The sequence below is a fragment of the Marisediminitalea aggregata genome, assembly GCF_900129565.1.
In the GTDB taxonomy this organism is placed as follows: Bacteria; Pseudomonadota; Gammaproteobacteria; order Enterobacterales; family Alteromonadaceae; genus Alteromonas; species Alteromonas aggregata.
In genome coordinates, this window is sequence record NZ_FQWD01000001.1 from 760782 (window position 1) to 778578 (window position 17797).

The following is a 17797-nucleotide window of genomic DNA, read 5'->3' on the forward strand; positions in this document are numbered from 1 at the left end:
TCCTTAACCAATACGTGAGAGTTTCAGGAGCTTACGTAGATCAGCCAGTACATCCCGGCTGCCCATCACGGCATCCTGGCGTAAGGCATAAACCGGGTAACGCAGCATGGCATTGCCCTGAGTATCCACAATAAATAGATGGTTAGCCAATGCGCTTTTGTTTAACGTGCTTGCCTGCTCTTCCGACACAGCCAGCGCTTCGATATGGGTGTATTCAGCCAGTACCGCTGCGGCACCGGGGTCGCTGTCAGGTGCCATAAATACGGCAGGCCTGGCTCGATCAGACTCTTTACCCAACGCAATCCACACCTGTTGAATGGCATACAATGCATTTTCACATTCGGCGTTGCAGGTAGCGGGGACGACATACATCACTCGCCAGCTCGGCGCCTGTTGGTCCAACATGCTAGTTAATGACACGACCGGTTGTAATAATTCACCCCGGTTAGTTGCACCGCGTTCAAACCAGTTCCCGTCAAGCGCCAGTTTGGCAAGCACAACAGGCAATACAAATACCGCAAAAATAATTAGAAGGGAGCGCTTAGGTCTTTCTTGTGTTTGTACCATGGTTGTCATTATTTTTTACTCTCCGCAGTAACACTGAAAAAAAGATAACGACAGCGGCAAGTGCCAGGCCAAACCATTGAATCGCATAACCAAGATGCTTTTCAGGTGGCATTACCACCGCCTGCCAGTTGGGTGTGAACCCGGCTAGGTCCGGCGTGGACGCTATTCGCTGTACGAGAATATTGGGCATGGATGTGCCCCATTGAAGATTGAGCTTTGCTATATCAATTTGCTGCAGTCGCAACGGAAATGTATTGAACTGCGTTGCGGTTTCGGAAATTAATCGGTTGTTGCCCGGTACAGAAATGACCCCATCAACCGTAACGGGCTGTGAAGGAAGCTGAATAACCGGGAGTTGGTCTCGTTGGCTGGGTGCTGCAACCCACCCGAGGTTGGTTAGGAACTGTTGGCCTTCCGAGCGAACCGGCACAATAACACCGTAACCGGGTTTTCCCTGGTAAATTTGGTTATCTAGCAAAATGACTCGCGTAGCATCGACCTGACCCACAAACCGCACCGGCACATCCCGGACTTCACTAAACGATTGTAACGCCTCAAACACCTGCATTGGCGCCTGTGCCTCTTTTTGCGCTATGCTGTGTAAACGTTGTTGTTTCTGATCCATACGCGCAAGCTGCCAACAACCCAATGACACCATGACGGCTACCGCCACCAGGGTAATGAGGGTTGCCAAAACCGGCCAGGATGACCCTGATACGCGCTCGGATTTGTCGTTGGCAGGAGTAAGTTGCATGTTAGTCAAAATCGTCATTGTTGGATTGTTGCTGTTTATGGTGTTTAACCTGTTCCTGGCGATGAAAGCCATGTTAGGCAACAGCCCGAAACACCAACCCATGAGCAAATACATTGGGCGCAGGGTAATGACGTCAGCACTCATTGTGGTGATCATTTTGCTGGCAATTTCTACCGGTCTCATTACACCTAACCCGCGCCCGTATTAACGCTTACAGGACGTAAACAAACACGTAGAGCATGACCCACACCACGTCTACGAAATGCCAGTACCAGCTGCCGGCCTGAAAGGCGAAGTGGTTGTCGTGGGTAAAGTGCCCCTTCAGCACGCGCAGGAACAGCACCATCAGTATGATGGTCCCCAGCGTTACGTGCATGCCGTGGAAACCGGTTAACAAGAAGAAAGTGTTGCCATAGATACCGGATTGCAGGGTCAGGCCCAGATCCCGATAAGCGTGCACATATTCTTCAACCTGTAAAAACAGGAAGCCACATCCCAGCAGGATAGTTATCCCTAACATGGCGGTGAGCTGCTTGCGTTTGCCTTGTTCCAGACCCACATGCGCGAAGTGCAGGGTGACTGACGAAATAAGCAGGATCACTGTATTGATGGTAGGCAGACCAGACCAACTCATAGCGGTCGTGCTTACGCCTCCCGGCGTTTCAATCAATGGCCACATAGCCTCAAAGCCCGGCCACAACACTTCGTTGGTCATGGCGTTGTTTGACTCCCCCGATAGCCAGGGCAGCGCAATTACTCTGGCGTAAAACAACGCGCCAAAAAAGGCCGCGAAGAACATGACTTCAGAGAAGATAAACCAGCTCATCCCCTGACGGTAGGAACGACCCAGCTGGTCGCTGTAAAGTCCGCTCATCGATTCATTGATTTGATCGCGGAACCAGCCAAATAGCATGACCAGTAACACCACAATCCCCACAGCCAGAATGTTGTCGCCGTAGCCACTCTCGCCGCGCGTAGTTTCAATGACAAAGTTGCCGGCACCGACGGCAATCAAAAACAGCGCAACCGCGCCCACAATGGGCCACACGCTTTGCGCAGGAACATAGTACTTTTGATACTCTTGATGTTGCATAGTGTTCTCCTTCGACCTCAGTTCTCAACAAACGAGGTCAGGAAAGGGTTAGTTTTTTTGTCACCGTCGTTGCCGCCGGTCACGTCAAATAGCGTGTACTGCACAGTGAAAAAATGAATGTCGTCCGGAATTTGCGGGTCAACGTAAAACCGCATGGGCATGAGTGCTTCCGCCCCCGCATTGAGCGGTTGACTGTTAAAGCAAAAACACTCTGTTTTATTCAGAAACAGCGCAGCCTGACCCGGTGTCACAGACGGAATTGCCTGTGCCACCATGCCTTTTGAAGCCGGATTCCTGACATAAAACTCCACGGTGTTTAGTTCGCCAGGGTGTACTTTTACCCTGTGCGTCTGAGCCCGAAACTCCCATGGCATACCTGTATGTGTGCGGGTAATGAATTCCACCGTTACCGTGCGGGATTCTTCAACCTCACCAGCATATACCGTGGCGGCGGTTTCGTTGGTTTTGCCGTTGATGCCGGTAATGTCGCAAAACACGTCATACAACGGCACAAGTGCAAAACCAAATCCAAACATAGCCACCACGACCAGGACTAACTTTCCTACCAGTGCGGTGTGGGAAGTCGTTGCCATAACGTTCTGCCTATTTCACTACAGGTGGTGTTTCAAACGAATGGTAAGGTGCTGGCGACGGAATTTCCCACTCCAGACCTTCAGCGCCTTCCCACACCTGACTGCTGACCGGCTCACCCTGTTTACGGCAAGCTTTGATCATCACCCACAGGAAGATCAGCTGAGACAACCCAAACGCAAAACCGCCGATACTGATCCACTTGTTGAAGTCGGCAAACTGCAACGCATAGTCCGGAATACGACGCGGCATACCCGCCAATCCAACAAAGTGCATGGGGAAGAACAGCAGATTGACCGAGATCAGCGAACACCAGAAGTGCCATTTGGCGAGCGTGATATCAAACATGCGGCCAGTCCATTTCGGTAGCCAGTAATACACCGCCGCCATAATGGAGAACACCGCCCCCGTTACTAACACGTAATGGAAGTGCGCCACCACAAAGTAAGTATCGTGGTACTGGAAATCTACCGGCGTGATGGCCAGCATTAATCCCGAAAGCCCGCCAATGGTAAACAGCACAATAAAGGCAAGTGCGAACATCATGGGGATTTCAAAGGTCATGGACCCTCGCCACATCGTGGCCACCCAGTTAAAGACTTTTACCCCGGTTGGCACCGATATAAGCATGGTGGCGAACATAAAGAACATTTCAGCGGCCACCGGCATACCAGTTGTGAACATGTGGTGGGCCCACACAATAAAGCTCAGCAGTGCAATTGAAGCTGTGGCATAGACCATGGAGGCATAACCAAACAGCGGCTTACGCGCAAAGGTAGGTACAATCTGCGAAATAATACCAAACGCGGGCAGTATCATGATGTACACCTCAGGGTGTCCGAAGAACCAGAAGATGTGCTGGAACATTACCGGATCACCACCGCCTGCGGCGTCGAAGAAACTGGTACCAAAGAACTTGTCGGTTAACACCATGGTAACGGCCCCTGCGAGCACCGGCATAACGGCAATCAACAAGAACGCCGTGATCAGCCAGGTCCACACAAACAGCGGCATCTTCATCCATGTCATGCCAGGCGCACGCATGTTGAAGATGGTCACAATCACGTTAATGGCCCCCATAATGGAAGAGATACCCATGATGTGCACCGAGAACACAAACAATGCGGTACTGTCACCACTGTAGGTCGTTGAAAGCGGCGCGTAGAAGGTCCAGCCGAAAGCCGGACCGCCGCCTTCAAGGAACAGTGATGCCAACAAAATGCTGAAGGCAAATGGCAGGATCCAGAAGCTCCAGTTGTTCATGCGTGGCAGCGCCATATCCGGTGCACCAATCATCATTGGCACCAGCCAGTTGGCCAGCCCGGTAAAGGCGGGCATCACTGCACCGAATACCATGATTAACCCGTGAACCGTGGTCATCTGGTTGAAGAAGTTAGGGTCGACAATTTGTAATCCTGGCTGGAACAATTCAGCCCGAATCACCATCGCCATTGCACCACCGGTTAAAAACATGATGAAGGCGAACCACAGGTACAAAGTACCAATGTCTTTGTGGTTAGTGGTAAGAACCCAACGCATTAAGCCTTTGGGTATGTGATGATCGTGATGATCATCATGGTCTGCCGCTGCGTGATCAGGGCTGACAATGTCGGTTGCTTTACTCATGATCCGCTCCTATTGACCCGTTGCGACGGCATTGACGTCTTTGGGTTGAATTAACTGGCCCGTGTTATTACCCCAGGCGTTACGCTCGTAAGTCACTACTGCTGCAATTTCTTTCAGACTGAGCATTTTGCCGAACGCTTGCATTGCGGTACCGGTTTTACCGTTTAACACAATCTCGATATGTGCGGTGGGGTCATTCTGGGTAGCCAGCACGCTTCCTTTGAGGGCAGGGAACACACCGGGTAAACCTTCACCGTTTGGCATATGACAGGCGGCACACGCGGCGTTGTAGACGCGCTCGCCTTCAGACATGAGCTCTTCTTTGCTCATGCTCATCGCCAGCAAACGTTGCTCTTCCTCGCGTGCTTGGCGCTGAATAGATTCTTGCTCACTCACCCACGCCTCGTAGTCAGCAGGCTCTTTGGCTATAACGACCACAGGCATAAATCCGTGGTCCTTACCGCATAGCTCAGCGCACTGGCCGCGGTAAATGCCCGGCTCGTCAACCTTGGTCCAGGCTTCATTAATAAAACCGGGGTTTGCGTCTTTCTTCACCGCAAAATCAGGAACCCACCAGGAGTGGATAACGTCGTCAGAAGTGATCAGGAAACGGACTTTTTGCCCGGTTGGGATCACCAGTGGACGGTCAACCTCGAGCAAATAGTTTTCGCCTTTGTTGTAGCGGTTATTGATTTGTTCACGCTGTGTGGCGAGCAGGGAGTAATACTCCACCTCACGATCCATGTACTTGTAGTGCCACTTCCACTGCGACCCGGTAACCAGCACCGTAAGATCCGCTTCCGTGGTATCTTCCATGGCTATCAGGGTTTTCGCGGCAGGCACTGCCATGAATATAAGAATGAGAAAAGGAATTACCGTCCAGGCAATTTCCACCTTCACGTTTTCATGAAAATTCGCGGGTTTGGCACCGCGGGATTTTCTGTGCAGGTACATAGAAACAAACATGACTCCGAACACCACTACTGCTATCCCTACGCAAATAGAGAACATCAGCATGTGGAGATCGTATACCTGTCCACTGATTTCCGTCGCGCCGCGTCGTAAATTTAATGACGATACGTCGTTACTTCCCGCAGCAATCGCTGTCGTTCCGACTACTAACAGAACCAATGCAGTACAGGCTTTCAGTACGCATCTCTCGAGTTGCTTCACTCAACACCTCCGTTAAGGCCCGCCAGCGTCTCACAGAACGCCCCATTGCGAGAATAAGCTTCCAGGCCCTTTATGGTTGTTTTTTGAACTAGCCTTTTAATATTTTGTGCTTCTTATGTTATTTATTTGTTAAGCACTGTATAAGAATTACTCATTGTGTGTTTTGCGTCCAGTCCTTTTTCGCTAAAATCTGGATTACTGGCTATTTTTCGTCCAATCAGGCAAAAAATACTGCATTCATGTGAGTGAGTGTTTATTAACTAAAATTGATGGCGATGAGAGAGATTTAGCAAGGTAAAAGAGCGGTTTGATAGGATTATGCCCTTCAAATACAAAAAAACCGGCGCTAAGCCGGTTTTTAAATGCGTTATTATGGTGCAGTTCTTTACATCCAGTCTGCGTTCCGAATGACACCTACCGCGATACCTTCGATGTTGAAGGGCTGATTAGCAAGATCGACCTTAATAGGTGAAAACTCTTCATTTTCAGCGTGTAGCAACACTTCACGCCCACGCTTTTCAAGGCGCTTTACGGTAACGTCTTCGTCGACACGCGCGACAACCACCTGACCATTGTGCACATCGGTTGTGCGATGAACGGCCAGCAAGTCACCGTCCAAAATGCCAATATCCTTCATACTCATGCCATTAACGCGCAGCAAGAAGTCGGCTTTTGGATGAAACAAAGCGGGATCCACTTTGTAATGCATTTCAACGTGTTCCTGCGCAAGAATGGGTTCACCCGCAGCAACCCGGCCAATCAACGGCAGGCCTTCTTCTTCGGCTTCATCGTCCAACGGAATATTTAATTTAATCCCGCGGGATGTGCCCGGCAGAATATCGATCACACCCTTTTTGGCCAGCGCTTTTAAGTGCTCCTCCGCTGCGTTTGCGGAGCGGAATCCCAGTTCACGGGCAATCTCAGCACGCGTTGGCGGCATGCCGGTATCCGTCATGGTTGACTTAATGAGGTCGAGTACTTCTTGTTGTCGGGGAGTTAATGGACGCATAAACAGCCTGTTTTTCCATACAGTTAACTGTGAGTATATACAGGTTTACACAAATGACAACCGGGTTTTGTATAAATTCTGCGTTAGACGGCAGTTTATGCCAGTTGCTTTGCTTGGTTCACCTGATTGAGCAACTGTTGCCTGAACGCATCCATCTGTGCTTGATTCTCGAAGCTATGGCGGGGAAATACGTGATACTGATAGCCTGACACCTGCAGCAATAAAAGCGATCCGACCTGCCGAACATGCCCCAGCGCGCCCCACTTATGCAGTGTTTCATTGGCTATGGTTTTTTCAAACAGGCCGTCTTGCTGGCACTGGTATTCGTGCTTTCCCAATATCCCATTCGATACTTTGGATACCATGAGTACTGTCGCAATACACCAGAGAAAATAGACCAGTGTTGCCACAAATCCGGTCAATAATGACCCTGTAACCATCACCATCCAGACAACGACATCATCCGGCATGCCGCGGTCATACACCAGGTAACTCAGAACGCCCAGGGCGATACACAGCATGTATTTGTAGGTAAACGGCGCCGTGGCAAGAAACCATACATTGAATCTCACCAAGTCCGCACGCGTAATAAAGGTTTCTATGGTAGAAATACGCGCTGTCATTTATTCACCAGCCACGCCGACTCTACTGCCGGTACTTTGCCTTTCAAGCCGCCTTCAAGTGGTTCACTCGCCAGTCCTGGCTGCAGCCTTTCACTGCCATAGAGCTCAATTAATTCGGCTTCTGTTACCGAAAAAGGCGGGCCGCTGTGCAGTGCCTGATCATACTCAAATGTGATTAGCAGGTGTTGTGCTTTTGGGGCCGCGGCTTTCAACGTCTTAACGTAGGCACGGCGCATGTCCTCGGGCAAGGCCACCAGCGCAGCACGATCATAAACTCCGTCTATGTCACCCAGTAATTTGGGGGTTATCGATAAGATGTCGCCACAATACAGTGTAATATCGGGGGCCTGGTAACAAGTAAAATCATCAACGTCAGACACCGTAGGCGTAATACCCAATTCAGCAAAGTACTGTTGAACAGCAGATTCATTCAGCTCAACGCCTATCACCTCACAACCCCGTTGCAACAACCAGGTCATATCCTGAGATTTACCGCACAATGGCACTAACACGCGCTTGCCGTCGGTTAGACCAGCAGTTTCAGCAAATCGAACTAAAAACGCATTGATGTCTTTTTGGTGGAAACCAATTTCCCCCCGCTCCCATTTGTCGTGCCAAAACGCATGCTGCATGCCGCCTCCTACTGCGCAAATTGCGATTAGGTTATACCTGGGGTTATCCTCCAGGCATACCTGCTCATTGCATTGTTATTGTTTTTTGAAAGGGTTGTCCAGTACATGCGTGCGTAATGCCGGCTGTACCCGACCTCCGTCCATGGCCTCCATCATATGCTGTAATGCCGGACTGATAACCCCTTTGACTTCAGTAAAATAACTGTGTCCTTTCGGCTTATCAAACGTGTTGTTGAAGTTGTCGCAGTCTACCTCGTAAACGTTCCTGGGCACCTTACTCAGTTCTTCTACCCCCGTCATACCAAGACGTTTGGATAGCTGGCGGTTTTTCAGATTGGCCACTTTGCTGGCCGGCATCGCGAGATCATCATTCGCGAAATACACCACTAAGTTTCTGGTGACTCTGGGTAACAATGCACCGCTTCGTCCAGGTTCAAGGCAGTGATTCACCACATCTGCAGCCACCATGAATACATTTCTGAACAGGAGCGGCACCATTCCGGCGTGATCATTGCGGCCCCAGTAGTGGATGGCATTGCGCAGCACCCGGTTACCCATGGAATGAGCCAGCACGTTAATGCGCCGCATGCACGGCTCTGGTCTGGCAGCCTCGGCTTTGCGCCAGGTATCGAATTTCGACAACATTCTCGAAAACGCATTAGCACTGAAATCTGCGGCCTTCTGGTCGTCCCAGTAGTCGTCGAGCACACTGATAATTGGGTCGTCGTCACACGGCCAGATCAACGGCACAACCAAAGCCAGTTTTTTGTTTTTGCCTTGATTGATCAGGCGCTGTAGATCCTCAGCCCGCTCGAAAATTTCCGGTTCCATATTGTTATTAAAACCATGAATATAAAGCAGTATTTGAGTGTCACTATCCAGTTCTTTTAACCGTTGAAAAAACGTTTTGCTGCCTACTTCCCGGTAGTCATTTTTCCCCAAGCGCTCACAAAAATACATATCAGAGCCTGGTCGGGTAACCTGACGGTCAAACGCAATTTTACGGTTTACTTTGGTGCGGGATGACCCCTTCGGGGTGCGGTTGGTTGCAAAAAGCATAGTCGCCTCCTTGGTACTGTTGTATCAGGCGCTATACCACTGCAAATAAGGTATGACATCCTTGCCTGGTTATGTTGAGTTTCACTGTATCAGCGCTTTGAATTGTAGCGCCGATTCAGCAAATTTGCCGGGTATTTTGTGGCTATGCTACGGCGAAAGGTCTGCGCTGAAGGTAATCGACCTCAACGTCCATTTGATAGAGGGTCTTGGTGTCCTCCAGATTCAGGGCATCGTGCATCGCTGCACGCTGTGCTTCGTAATCTTCACTCATAGAGATACTGGCAGCCTGTTCGTAGACTTGCTTACTGGGCCATTGTGCGTAAGCAATCCACTTACCCTCATCGGATTTATGCAGCCGTGAGCCCAGACTACCCTTAAACAGGTAAATCCCCTGGGTTACTTTTGGCCATGCCGCCAGAAAGGCCTCGGTTTTACCCGGCTTGACCACAAATTCAAACATCACGATGTACATCTTCACTTCCCTTTGAATTACGTATTATCTGCCAACACCACACAATTACGGCCAAGTTCCTTAGCACTATACAAGGCTTTGTCTGCACGTTGAAACAGCCCATCAAAATCTTCTAAATGATGAGAAACTGCAACGCCAATGCTTGCCGTCACCGACAGAGACTGTTGCTCGGCATCAATCTTCATCTCTTCGATCATTGCTCTGATTTTCTCGGCAATGAGCTGCGCTTGCTGAAGACTGGTATCCACACACAATAGAATAAACTCTTCTCCTCCCCAGCGCACCAAACGATCATTCAGACGTACATTTTTAAACAAGGTTTCGGCACAACACTGCAACACTTTGTCACCCACATCATGCCCGTGTGTATCATTTACCTGCTTGAAGTGGTCTAAGTCTATCACGAGTAAAGCGGAGTTCATCTTCAAACGATTGTCCGGAAACAAATGCCGAAACTCCTGTGCAAAACCGCTTCGATTCAGCGCCCCCGTGAGTGGGTCATGACTCGATAACGTTTTATAGTGTTCAGACTCTTCTTTTAAATGACTGGAAAAGTGCGTGAGCTGAGAAAGCCTGTTAGCATCATTCATAATACGGGCTTGCTGGACTTTTAGCAGCTTACCGAGAAACACGATGTTGAACATCAGCCAGACAACACCCACCACACCATACCAGTAGGTTACGGGCAACCAGTCTCCGCGCAGCGTAATCTGGCTGACTTGCAAGGCATGTTGCCCAGTCTGTAGCGGTGGGACAATATCGAATACCACGTCAAGTTGCACAGCACCATGTTCTCCCGAATACAAATCCGGATCTGACACGTGCCATGCATTAACAGGAATAGTGAATTGCTCGTCCAGCGTCTGTTTTGCGACTATGTAATCAAGCCCCGTTAGTATCTCGTTTGCGCTTTCGGGGTTTTGTGGCGGTACATATGCGTGCAGCTTGACCCGCAGCCTTTCATTTGGCCCACTGTAACGCAGACTAAACGTTGCGGTCCTGTAATCAGCATAGTCTTTGGCAGCTTCAGGTGGCTTAACTTTTAAGCTCGCACCACAATAACTATTGTTGCTAACCGAGGGAGCATCGCAAAAGAAGCTCAGGTCCTGCTGTGACTGCCAGTTTGCTCGCGTTGCGCCGCCAGCCTGCCCGTCATAAAAAACATAACTGTCATGGATATAATAAGGAAGTAGCTGTAGCGTTTTTTCCGGCAGTAACTGATGACCTAACAAAGCAGCAATGGCACTGAGAGTGGATACAATCAGAAAGCGGTACAGACCAAAGGAGTAGGTTTTATCTGTGCGATGCGACGGTTGATCATTCATATTTTGACAATAAACAAACACACGAAAAATGTGTATTTGCCAACCTTAAACAAAAAACGATTATCGGGTAACTCTTGCCTAACGTTGAAAGTTTGTCAAATTCGCAGGAAACCAATTCTGCTGAATGATGGAAAGTTGCCTGCGCTATCGCGCAGGCAGTATGTTATTAATCTTGCTGCTTGCGAGCAGAATAACCAGTCCATATCGCAACGAGTAACAAAGGCACGTTAATTTGTAGTGCCGCAAAGTTCAGCGCTGCAGGCCCGAATTCAACAAAGTACACAATGAGGAAGGCGCAGGTTACCAGGGTAAAGACATACTTCAAGTAACGGGTAACCCGTTCCTGCGTTGTGGCTTTCAGCGCTGCCACGGTAATCCCCAATAACGCGACCCAAAAACACACTGTTGGCGACAACCCAAAGGCGAAATACCCCATGGCACTGACAACCAGTGCATTCGGTGTTCCCCATACTAATCCGGGCCAGAGGCGGTTCAGGGCATCCTGTGTTTTACGCTTTTTCAGCCAAATATTCATACCGGTTGCTGAAATGATGGTGAGCATCATGCCCAGCACAACAAACAGGACTTTACCTGGCATGCCAAGAAAATCACCGAAGTGAAGCCGGTATACAGACCATAGGATCTGCTTGCCACCATCGTCTCCTAAATAGCCTGCGGTTTCCAGAAATTCGCCGGACGTGTTGTAGCGGTAATTTTCAGAATACGTAAAATGGGCGGGGGTCCTCACGTAAAACTCAATGAACTGTTGGGGCGAATCTGGTTCGTGGATCGTGAAAAATATCAGATTTTCCGGATCAATCCGGGTAAACAAGTCCGTCATTGCTTTGCCAATTTCAGGCCGAACAACCGCTTGTTCCAGTACGGGCTCGGGGGCAAATACCTTGTCGTAAACCGCCTGATCATCCCCGTCGTAAAATGCCTGGGAAATAATAGTTACCAAAATGCCGGCTAAGCCGAAGTACGCACCCGTTATGGCAATCATTAGGTGAAAAGGCGTACCCCAAACACTCAGTCGGTTGTGTAAATCAATATTGCTTTTCAGGCCATCACCGCCGGCTCTGAAACGAAATGCATCTTTTACAATACGCGGATGCGCCAACAGGCCAGACACAATGAGTGCGCACAGCAATGCGCCAAAGGCACTCACTACAATCATGCCAAACGACATGGGCAAGTGCAGAAACATATGCAGGTCGCCCAGCATGCGGGTCCAGGTTACCGATTCTTTTGCCCCCAGATTCCCTTCCGCATCCACAAAGTGTGCGTTGTTGTCGTCCTCCATTACTAACCGGGGAATACCTGAGCCGGGGAACACAAAGTAGTAGTGATGCGTGTCATTATCATACTGCTCGGTAAACTGCGTGTAGGCTTTTTCTACTTGTTCAATTGAAAACGCAGTGGTCTCTTCAACATACGGCTGCTCCCAACGTTCAAATTCAAGGTGCAGCACGGCAATGGTGCCAGACAAACAGATCAGGTACATAAACCCGCTGACTACCAACCCCAACCAGGCATGAGAAGCCAGCGAACGTTTACTCAGACTTTGCGAGACAGGGGATTTAGCCATGGGTTACTCCAAATAAATACAGTCCGGCAATCGCTGCCGAGGCAACCAGCGCAACCACATGCCAAACTTTGCGTTCAGACATCATGTACCAATACGCAAAGACGCCCCAAACCAACGGCAACAAAATAGCCCCCGTTGCCATTTGCTTGGGCTCCGAGACCGGCAGTTGATACATCGCTGCAACCACAATCACACTGAATGCAAACAGTTGGATTAGCAGAACAAACAGTATGTGCCAGACTTGCTGTACAACGGTCTTGCCCTGCCAGCGCCATATATGTTGCGGCTTGATGATCACTGATTTTACTTTTTCAGACTTAGCATGCCGGGCAATGCCAATCCACACTGCGATGGCGGGTAAAGACAATCCAATCAACGCGCCAAACTCAACCCCTAGCGCTAAACACCAGGTCACGATGCTGAGCAGTATTCCCGTCCAGCCCGCATAGGCCCAGCGCCGTTTTTGTGTTGCCCAACCAAGATAAATGGCATAGCACGCCAGCACGGTGAGCGCGCTGGATATGATAATCGTTGTAGTCATAAATTCTCTATAGACCTGTGAACACAATACGGTGGTGGCGTGATGTACATCGGTAACACTGGCCAACTGGTGCCAGCTCAAAATCGGAGAGCGCGTAGTTTACTTACACCAGCCATACACACCTTGACTCACCAGACAAAAACAGTAACGATAATAATTTACATTTACCGAACATTCAACGACACTAACCGTTTAAAATCTCCCAATAATCAGGTATTTTGGCTATATTCTGATAAAGATTTGCCAGTCAATTCACTCAGTGAATACTTTCTACACAATCTTGCCTCGGCTCAAATAAGGAATGTTGGATGAACAAGCCTTCTCAGCGCTTTTTAATGGCGTATGGCGTAATGTTACTGACCTTTGCTGTTTTAGATGGAATTTGGCTCGGTTTGGTTGCAAAAAACCTGTACACGTATAGCTTATCTGGCCTGCTGAGAGACCAGTTTATAGTCTGGCCATGGGTTCTGTTTTACTTGGGGTATTGCGGCGCCATTCTGTATCTGGCAGTGATCCCTAGCCAGCGTTACCGCTTGACCGCTTTTGTTCGTGGTGCAGTACTAGGGGCCGCGGCTTACGGGGCGTACAACCTTACCTGCTATTCAATTATCGCCGACTGGCCAATGCCCATTACGCTGATTGACTGGATGTGGGGTACAACGGCAACAGCCCTGGTAAGCATATCCGGCGCCATGACATTTCGCTACACTGACTCCTGACAGATAGCGTTCGCGCGCCGACCCTTCATCGCTAAAGTTAGCTTTTAGTAAAGAAAGATAAGCGGTGCCGGCTCACACAACCCGCACCCACTTGTTTGAATCGCTTTACAAGTTGATGATTCGCTGGTTTGAATACACCAGTGACCCTGTATCACCTGAGACATGGTAAAACTCAAACTCTACCTTGCCTGTTTCCTGTAGCAAACCGTAGTTGTCTTCCTCGTGACGCAATTCATATTTTTCTTTGTCTGCCTTGCGTTTGGCAAACTCATCTAACAGAAGCTTTTTGCTGCCATGGCGGATCTGCTTTTGGAAGATCACAATTTGGCGCGCCTCTGGTTTATAGACGTAGGTCAGAAAAATAGTGCCGCTTTTCGCATTGTTCAACGAGATCTCAATGACGCCTTTCTCTTTGCCATCTTTGTACTTCGAAGAAGCCAGCTCATTCAAACCTGTCCAGTAAGAGCCCCACTGGCCATCAAACGCCCAGGAAGACGTGTCGTAAATTTCTTTTTTGATGGTGTTATCCGGGTCGTCCACACCCAGCTGATTTACAATTGACTTAGTGACGTTCTGTTGGGTTTCTGTCAATGACTCAAACCCGCCGAGGGCCATTGTATGGAAGCTGATTGCGCAGAGTAAGAGTGGGATATATTTTTTCATTGTTGGTCCATTACTACTTTTTTAAATCCAAAAATTAAGCATATCGGGCAGTCCTGCTCCGAGAAAATTGAAATTAACGTCTTCTGGATACACCTCCTTGTTAGTCAAACTGGCGCCTGTTAACACGCTGCCCTTAGTGGGCGGACCACTTAAAGCAAGGCGTCATTGTTATCGAGCCCCTTCATCATAGTCAAATAAATCAATAAATTAGTTCAAAAATCCATCAACCCGTTCTTCACTGCACTCTGCCCACGTGGTGATCCAGCTGCCTGTTGAGCACAGGGCTTACAGTTCAAATGCCCGCCTGACCGGTAAGCGAACCGGTGGCGCATTGCCGAATGAATTCGTGATACAATAATTCGGTTTTTTATTGCACAGGATTAATTGTTCATGTCTTGGATGCGTCAGGCTTTGCTTAACGTGTTTCGCTTACCGGTAAAATGGCTGGTTAGCACAAAAAGTACCCCCGCCAATGTTGAAGCGGAGCTGGGCATAGACAAATCACGGCCAATCATTTACTTACTGCCAACGAATTCCATTACCGATCAGTTGGCGCTGCAAATGTCGGCGGAAAAATTAGGGCTGCCCAATCCAATGGGGCAAGTCACGCTTGCTGGCAAGGACTACCCCGCCAGTTTATTTTTGCGCCGCACCGATCCTTTGTTCCGCAAGCACGCCAAAGAAACGGACATCGAGCATGTGTTTGCTGAATTGTTTCATATACACCGGGAACACGACGAGATAGACGTTCAGGTAGTGCCAGTGTTTGTGTCCTGGGGCCGTGCGCCAGACAAAGGCAAACCGGGCTTTGCCGACCTGATCACGCATGTCGCTGCCCCGAGCTGGTTCAGAAAGTTCTTCATCGTACTGTTTTTGGGTCGCGACAACTTTATCAGCTACAGCAAAGCCGTGTCCTCTCGTGTTATGGCGAATCAGCATGGCAGTGACGAATCCGTCGCCCACAAACTGGTTCGCGTCGCCAGCACGCATTTCCAACGCAAGCGACAGTCGATGACCGGGCCGACCCTGCTGGACCGTCAGCAGCTGAACAACGCCATACTGGGTTCAGAAAGCGTTAAGCGAGCGATGGCTGAAGAGTGTCGCGGTAAAAACCTGTCTGCCGACCAATCAAAGTCACTGGCCAGTGGCTACGTACAGGAAATTGCCGCGGATTACCGAGAAGGCTTAATTCGTTTTGGTGACCGCCTGCTCACCCGTATCTGGAATAAGATATACAACGGGATTAACGTCGGCCACGCCAATCGTATTCGGGAGCTAGCGAATAATGGCCACGAAATCATTTACGTGCCGTGTCACCGCAGCCACATGGATTATTTGCTACTGACTTACGTGATTTATCACGAAGGGTTGGTGACACCGCACATTGCGGCAGGTATCAACCTGAACTTCTGGCCGGTTGGCGGGATTTTCCGTCGCGGCGGCGCATTCTTTTTACGACGCAGCTTTGCCGGCAACAAACTCTACACAGCCGTCTTCCGTGAATATTTGGAGTTGCTGTTTAAAAAAGGCTATGCCGTGAAATACTACCCGGAAGGCGGTCGTAGCCGAACGGGTCGGTTGATCCCGCCTAAAACCGGCATGCTGGCCATGACCATTCAGGCCGCGGTAAAAGGCGTAAATCGCCCGGTTAGTCTGGTACCTGTGTATATCGGCTACGAAAACGTCATGGAGGTGAAGAGTTATCTGAATGAATTAAAGGGTAGCTCTAAGAAGAAAGAGTCCAACCTGCAGGTGTTTTCAGCCATCCGTAAGCTGAAAAACTACGGCCACGGCTTTGTGAACTTTGGGGAGCCCCTGAGCCTGACTCAGTTTCTGGATTCCCAGGCCCCGGAATGGCGTAAAAGCCAGCTGGATAACCCGGACAAAAAGCCAGCCTGGTTAACCCCAACCGTGAATGGTTTAGCATCAGAATTAATGACCCGGATCAACAGCGCTGCGGCGATTAACGGAATGACACTGACTGCGCTATGCTTACTGGCCTCAAAAACCCAGACTATGAGCAAACAAGAGCTGGAACAAGCCATGCGGGACTACCTGACGCTGTTAGCCAACGCACCGTACAGCAGCGATGCAACCTTGCCGGAAGAAGACGCTACAGCCCTGCTCGCCAATACCTTAAAACTCGACCGTTTGCAGGTCACTGAAGACAGCTATGGCACGCTAATTGGTCCCCAGCCGGGTAACGCGGTATACCTGACTTACTACCGCAACAACATTATTCATTTGTTTGCACTACCCGGCGTGATCATGACCGCCGTCTTCGCGAACCAAAAAATGGAAAGAACAGCTATTCTTCAATTAATGGCTGCGCTTTACCCATTGCTGCAGCGCGAGCTGTTTCTGCATTTCTCGCAAGACGAAGCCCTGGCTTACACTTCAACACTCATTGATGCGTTTAAACAGTCCGGTATGCTGGTGCAAGGCGGTCGCTATTTAACGCCACCCGATGCCAACAGCGATCATTTCCATTCAAGCTGGTTGTTAAGCCGCTGCATGCAGGAAACTTTCCAGCGTTATGCGGTGGTGCTCACACTACTTAAACGCGAAAAGGTCATTAGCCGGGGCGAACTGGAACGCGAAAGCAAAACGGTGGCTGAGCGCTTGTCTAAACTCTATGGCATGCACTCACCGGAATTTTACGACAAAAACGTACTGTCGAGCTTCATTAGCGCACTACGCGACAATCACTGGCTGGACAGTGGCGACGGCGGTAGCCTGAAGTATTCGGAAGAAGCATCGGCACTGCGACGCGATATTATTGCGTTAGTGTGGCCAGAGATTGCTCAGCATTTAGAGAAGGACATTTTGCACGCCGATGCCAAGGAGGCAGACAATGACAGTTCAGCGCTTTGATCAGGAAATGATCGCCGAAATGCGGGCCCAGGCAGAAGCCAGCCCGCGCCGCCGAGCACACAAGAATATTCATTCTGATTACCAACAACCTGTTCAGAGACTGTTTGTCAGTATGCTGCCAGACTCCTATGTGCGCCCGCACCGTCACAGCCAGCCAACCAAATGGGAATTCTTTCTGGTAATCGACGGCATGTTAGAGCTGCTATTTTTTGATGAGCAGGGCGAACTCACTGAACGTATAGCGTTGAGCCCGAATAGCGATTGTTTCGGCGTCGAAATTCCACCGAATACCTGGCACGCCACAGTGTGTCATGCGCCAGTAACGTTCGTAGAAGTGAAGCAAGGCCCATACGAAATCAGTGATGATAAGGATTTTGCTCAATGGGCACCGGCAGAAAACACCAACGAGGTACCTGCGTTTTTAGCTGAGCTTAAGCTATTGCGCCCGGGAGAGCGTATGTCTACTCTCGCTCAGCAAGCCTGAACGG

At 49.7% G+C, this 17797-nt stretch carries 19 protein-coding genes; 4 read left to right on the top strand and 15 right to left on the bottom strand.

Features of this window, described 5'->3' with window-relative positions:
- Positions 1-3: 3 nt before the first annotated feature.
- Entirely contained in the window at positions 4-576 is a 573-nt protein-coding gene (locus BUB81_RS03250) for a hypothetical protein (RefSeq protein ID WP_245819105.1), read from the bottom strand.
- Positions 542-1321: an SURF1 family protein gene (locus BUB81_RS03255; protein WP_073318075.1), complete on the bottom strand. Its 780-nt coding sequence runs from the start codon at positions 1319-1321 to the stop codon at positions 542-544. The genes BUB81_RS03250 and BUB81_RS03255 overlap by 35 nt, the downstream gene beginning before the upstream one ends.
- Between BUB81_RS03255 and BUB81_RS03260 the strand changes: the two genes are divergently transcribed.
- The gene (locus BUB81_RS03260) at positions 1320-1529 is read left to right on the top strand and encodes a DUF2909 domain-containing protein (protein ID WP_073318078.1); all 210 of its coding nucleotides are present in this window, start codon (positions 1320-1322) and stop codon (positions 1527-1529) included. The two genes, BUB81_RS03255 and BUB81_RS03260, sit on opposite strands and share 2 nt — an antisense overlap.
- Before the next feature lie 3 nt (positions 1530-1532).
- On the opposite strand, the gene BUB81_RS03265 is transcribed toward BUB81_RS03260, so the two are convergent.
- The 12 genes from BUB81_RS03265 to BUB81_RS03320 form a co-directional block, all read right to left on the bottom strand.
- The gene (locus BUB81_RS03265) at positions 1533-2414 is read right to left on the bottom strand and encodes a cytochrome c oxidase subunit 3 (protein ID WP_073318081.1); all 882 of its coding nucleotides are present in this window, start codon (positions 2412-2414) and stop codon (positions 1533-1535) included.
- 17 nt (positions 2415-2431) lie between these two features.
- The gene (locus tag BUB81_RS03270) at positions 2432-3007 is read right to left on the bottom strand and encodes a cytochrome c oxidase assembly protein (protein ID WP_073318084.1); all 576 of its coding nucleotides are present in this window, start codon (positions 3005-3007) and stop codon (positions 2432-2434) included.
- Between the two features lie 10 nt (positions 3008-3017).
- Entirely contained in the window at positions 3018-4631 is a 1614-nt protein-coding gene (gene ctaD, locus BUB81_RS03275) for a cytochrome c oxidase subunit I (protein WP_073318087.1), read from the bottom strand.
- Positions 4632-4640: 9 nt separating this feature from the next.
- On the bottom strand, positions 4641-5762 hold the full coding sequence (gene coxB / locus BUB81_RS03280) for a cytochrome c oxidase subunit II (protein ID WP_245819116.1): 1122 nt from the start codon (positions 5760-5762) through the stop codon (positions 4641-4643).
- 427 nt (positions 5763-6189) lie between these two features.
- The gene (gene lexA / locus BUB81_RS03285) at positions 6190-6813 is read right to left on the bottom strand and encodes a transcriptional repressor LexA (protein WP_073318090.1); all 624 of its coding nucleotides are present in this window, start codon (positions 6811-6813) and stop codon (positions 6190-6192) included.
- Positions 6814-6908: 95 nt separating this feature from the next.
- Positions 6909-7436: a YcxB family protein gene (locus BUB81_RS03290; protein WP_073318093.1), complete on the bottom strand. Its 528-nt coding sequence runs from the start codon at positions 7434-7436 to the stop codon at positions 6909-6911.
- Complete coding sequence (tmpT, locus tag BUB81_RS03295) at positions 7433-8068, bottom strand: thiopurine S-methyltransferase (RefSeq protein WP_073318097.1); 636 nt, start codon at positions 8066-8068, stop codon at positions 7433-7435. Before tmpT ends, BUB81_RS03290 begins: the two co-directional genes overlap by 4 nt.
- Positions 8069-8143: 75 nt before the next feature.
- Positions 8144-9127, bottom strand: coding sequence for an alpha/beta hydrolase (locus BUB81_RS03300; RefSeq protein WP_073318099.1), 984 nt, complete (start codon positions 9125-9127; stop codon positions 8144-8146).
- A 142-nt stretch (positions 9128-9269) separates the two neighbouring features.
- Positions 9270-9599, bottom strand: coding sequence for an antibiotic biosynthesis monooxygenase family protein (locus tag BUB81_RS03305; RefSeq protein ID WP_073318100.1), 330 nt, complete (start codon positions 9597-9599; stop codon positions 9270-9272).
- 17 nt (positions 9600-9616) lie between these two features.
- On the bottom strand, positions 9617-10924 hold the full coding sequence (locus tag BUB81_RS03310) for a GGDEF domain-containing protein (RefSeq protein ID WP_139241484.1): 1308 nt from the start codon (positions 10922-10924) through the stop codon (positions 9617-9619).
- Positions 10925-11090: 166 nt separating this feature from the next.
- On the bottom strand, positions 11091-12512 hold the full coding sequence (locus tag BUB81_RS03315; RefSeq protein ID WP_073318105.1) for a PepSY-associated TM helix domain-containing protein: 1422 nt from the start codon (positions 12510-12512) through the stop codon (positions 11091-11093).
- Positions 12505-13053, bottom strand: coding sequence for a hypothetical protein (locus BUB81_RS03320; RefSeq protein WP_139241485.1), 549 nt, complete (start codon positions 13051-13053; stop codon positions 12505-12507). Before BUB81_RS03320 ends, BUB81_RS03315 begins: the two co-directional genes overlap by 8 nt.
- A gap of 308 nt (positions 13054-13361) precedes the next feature.
- On the opposite strand from BUB81_RS03320, the gene BUB81_RS03325 reads away from it, so the two are divergent.
- Positions 13362-13772 carry a DUF2177 family protein gene (locus tag BUB81_RS03325; protein ID WP_073318109.1) on the top strand — a complete coding sequence of 137 codons (411 nt, stop codon included), beginning with the start codon at positions 13362-13364 and terminating at the stop codon, positions 13770-13772.
- 105 nt (positions 13773-13877) lie between these two features.
- On the opposite strand, the gene BUB81_RS03330 is transcribed toward BUB81_RS03325, so the two are convergent.
- Entirely contained in the window at positions 13878-14435 is a 558-nt protein-coding gene (locus tag BUB81_RS03330; RefSeq protein WP_073318111.1) for a hypothetical protein, read from the bottom strand.
- A gap of 390 nt (positions 14436-14825) precedes the next feature.
- Between BUB81_RS03330 and plsB the strand changes: the two genes are divergently transcribed.
- Positions 14826-17309 carry a glycerol-3-phosphate 1-O-acyltransferase PlsB gene (gene plsB / locus BUB81_RS03335; protein ID WP_073318113.1) on the top strand — a complete coding sequence of 828 codons (2484 nt, stop codon included), beginning with the start codon at positions 14826-14828 and terminating at the stop codon, positions 17307-17309.
- Positions 17290-17793 carry a WbuC family cupin fold metalloprotein gene (locus BUB81_RS03340; RefSeq protein WP_073318115.1) on the top strand — a complete coding sequence of 168 codons (504 nt, stop codon included), beginning with the start codon at positions 17290-17292 and terminating at the stop codon, positions 17791-17793. The genes plsB and BUB81_RS03340 overlap by 20 nt, the downstream gene beginning before the upstream one ends.
- Positions 17794-17797 lie beyond the last annotated feature (4 nt).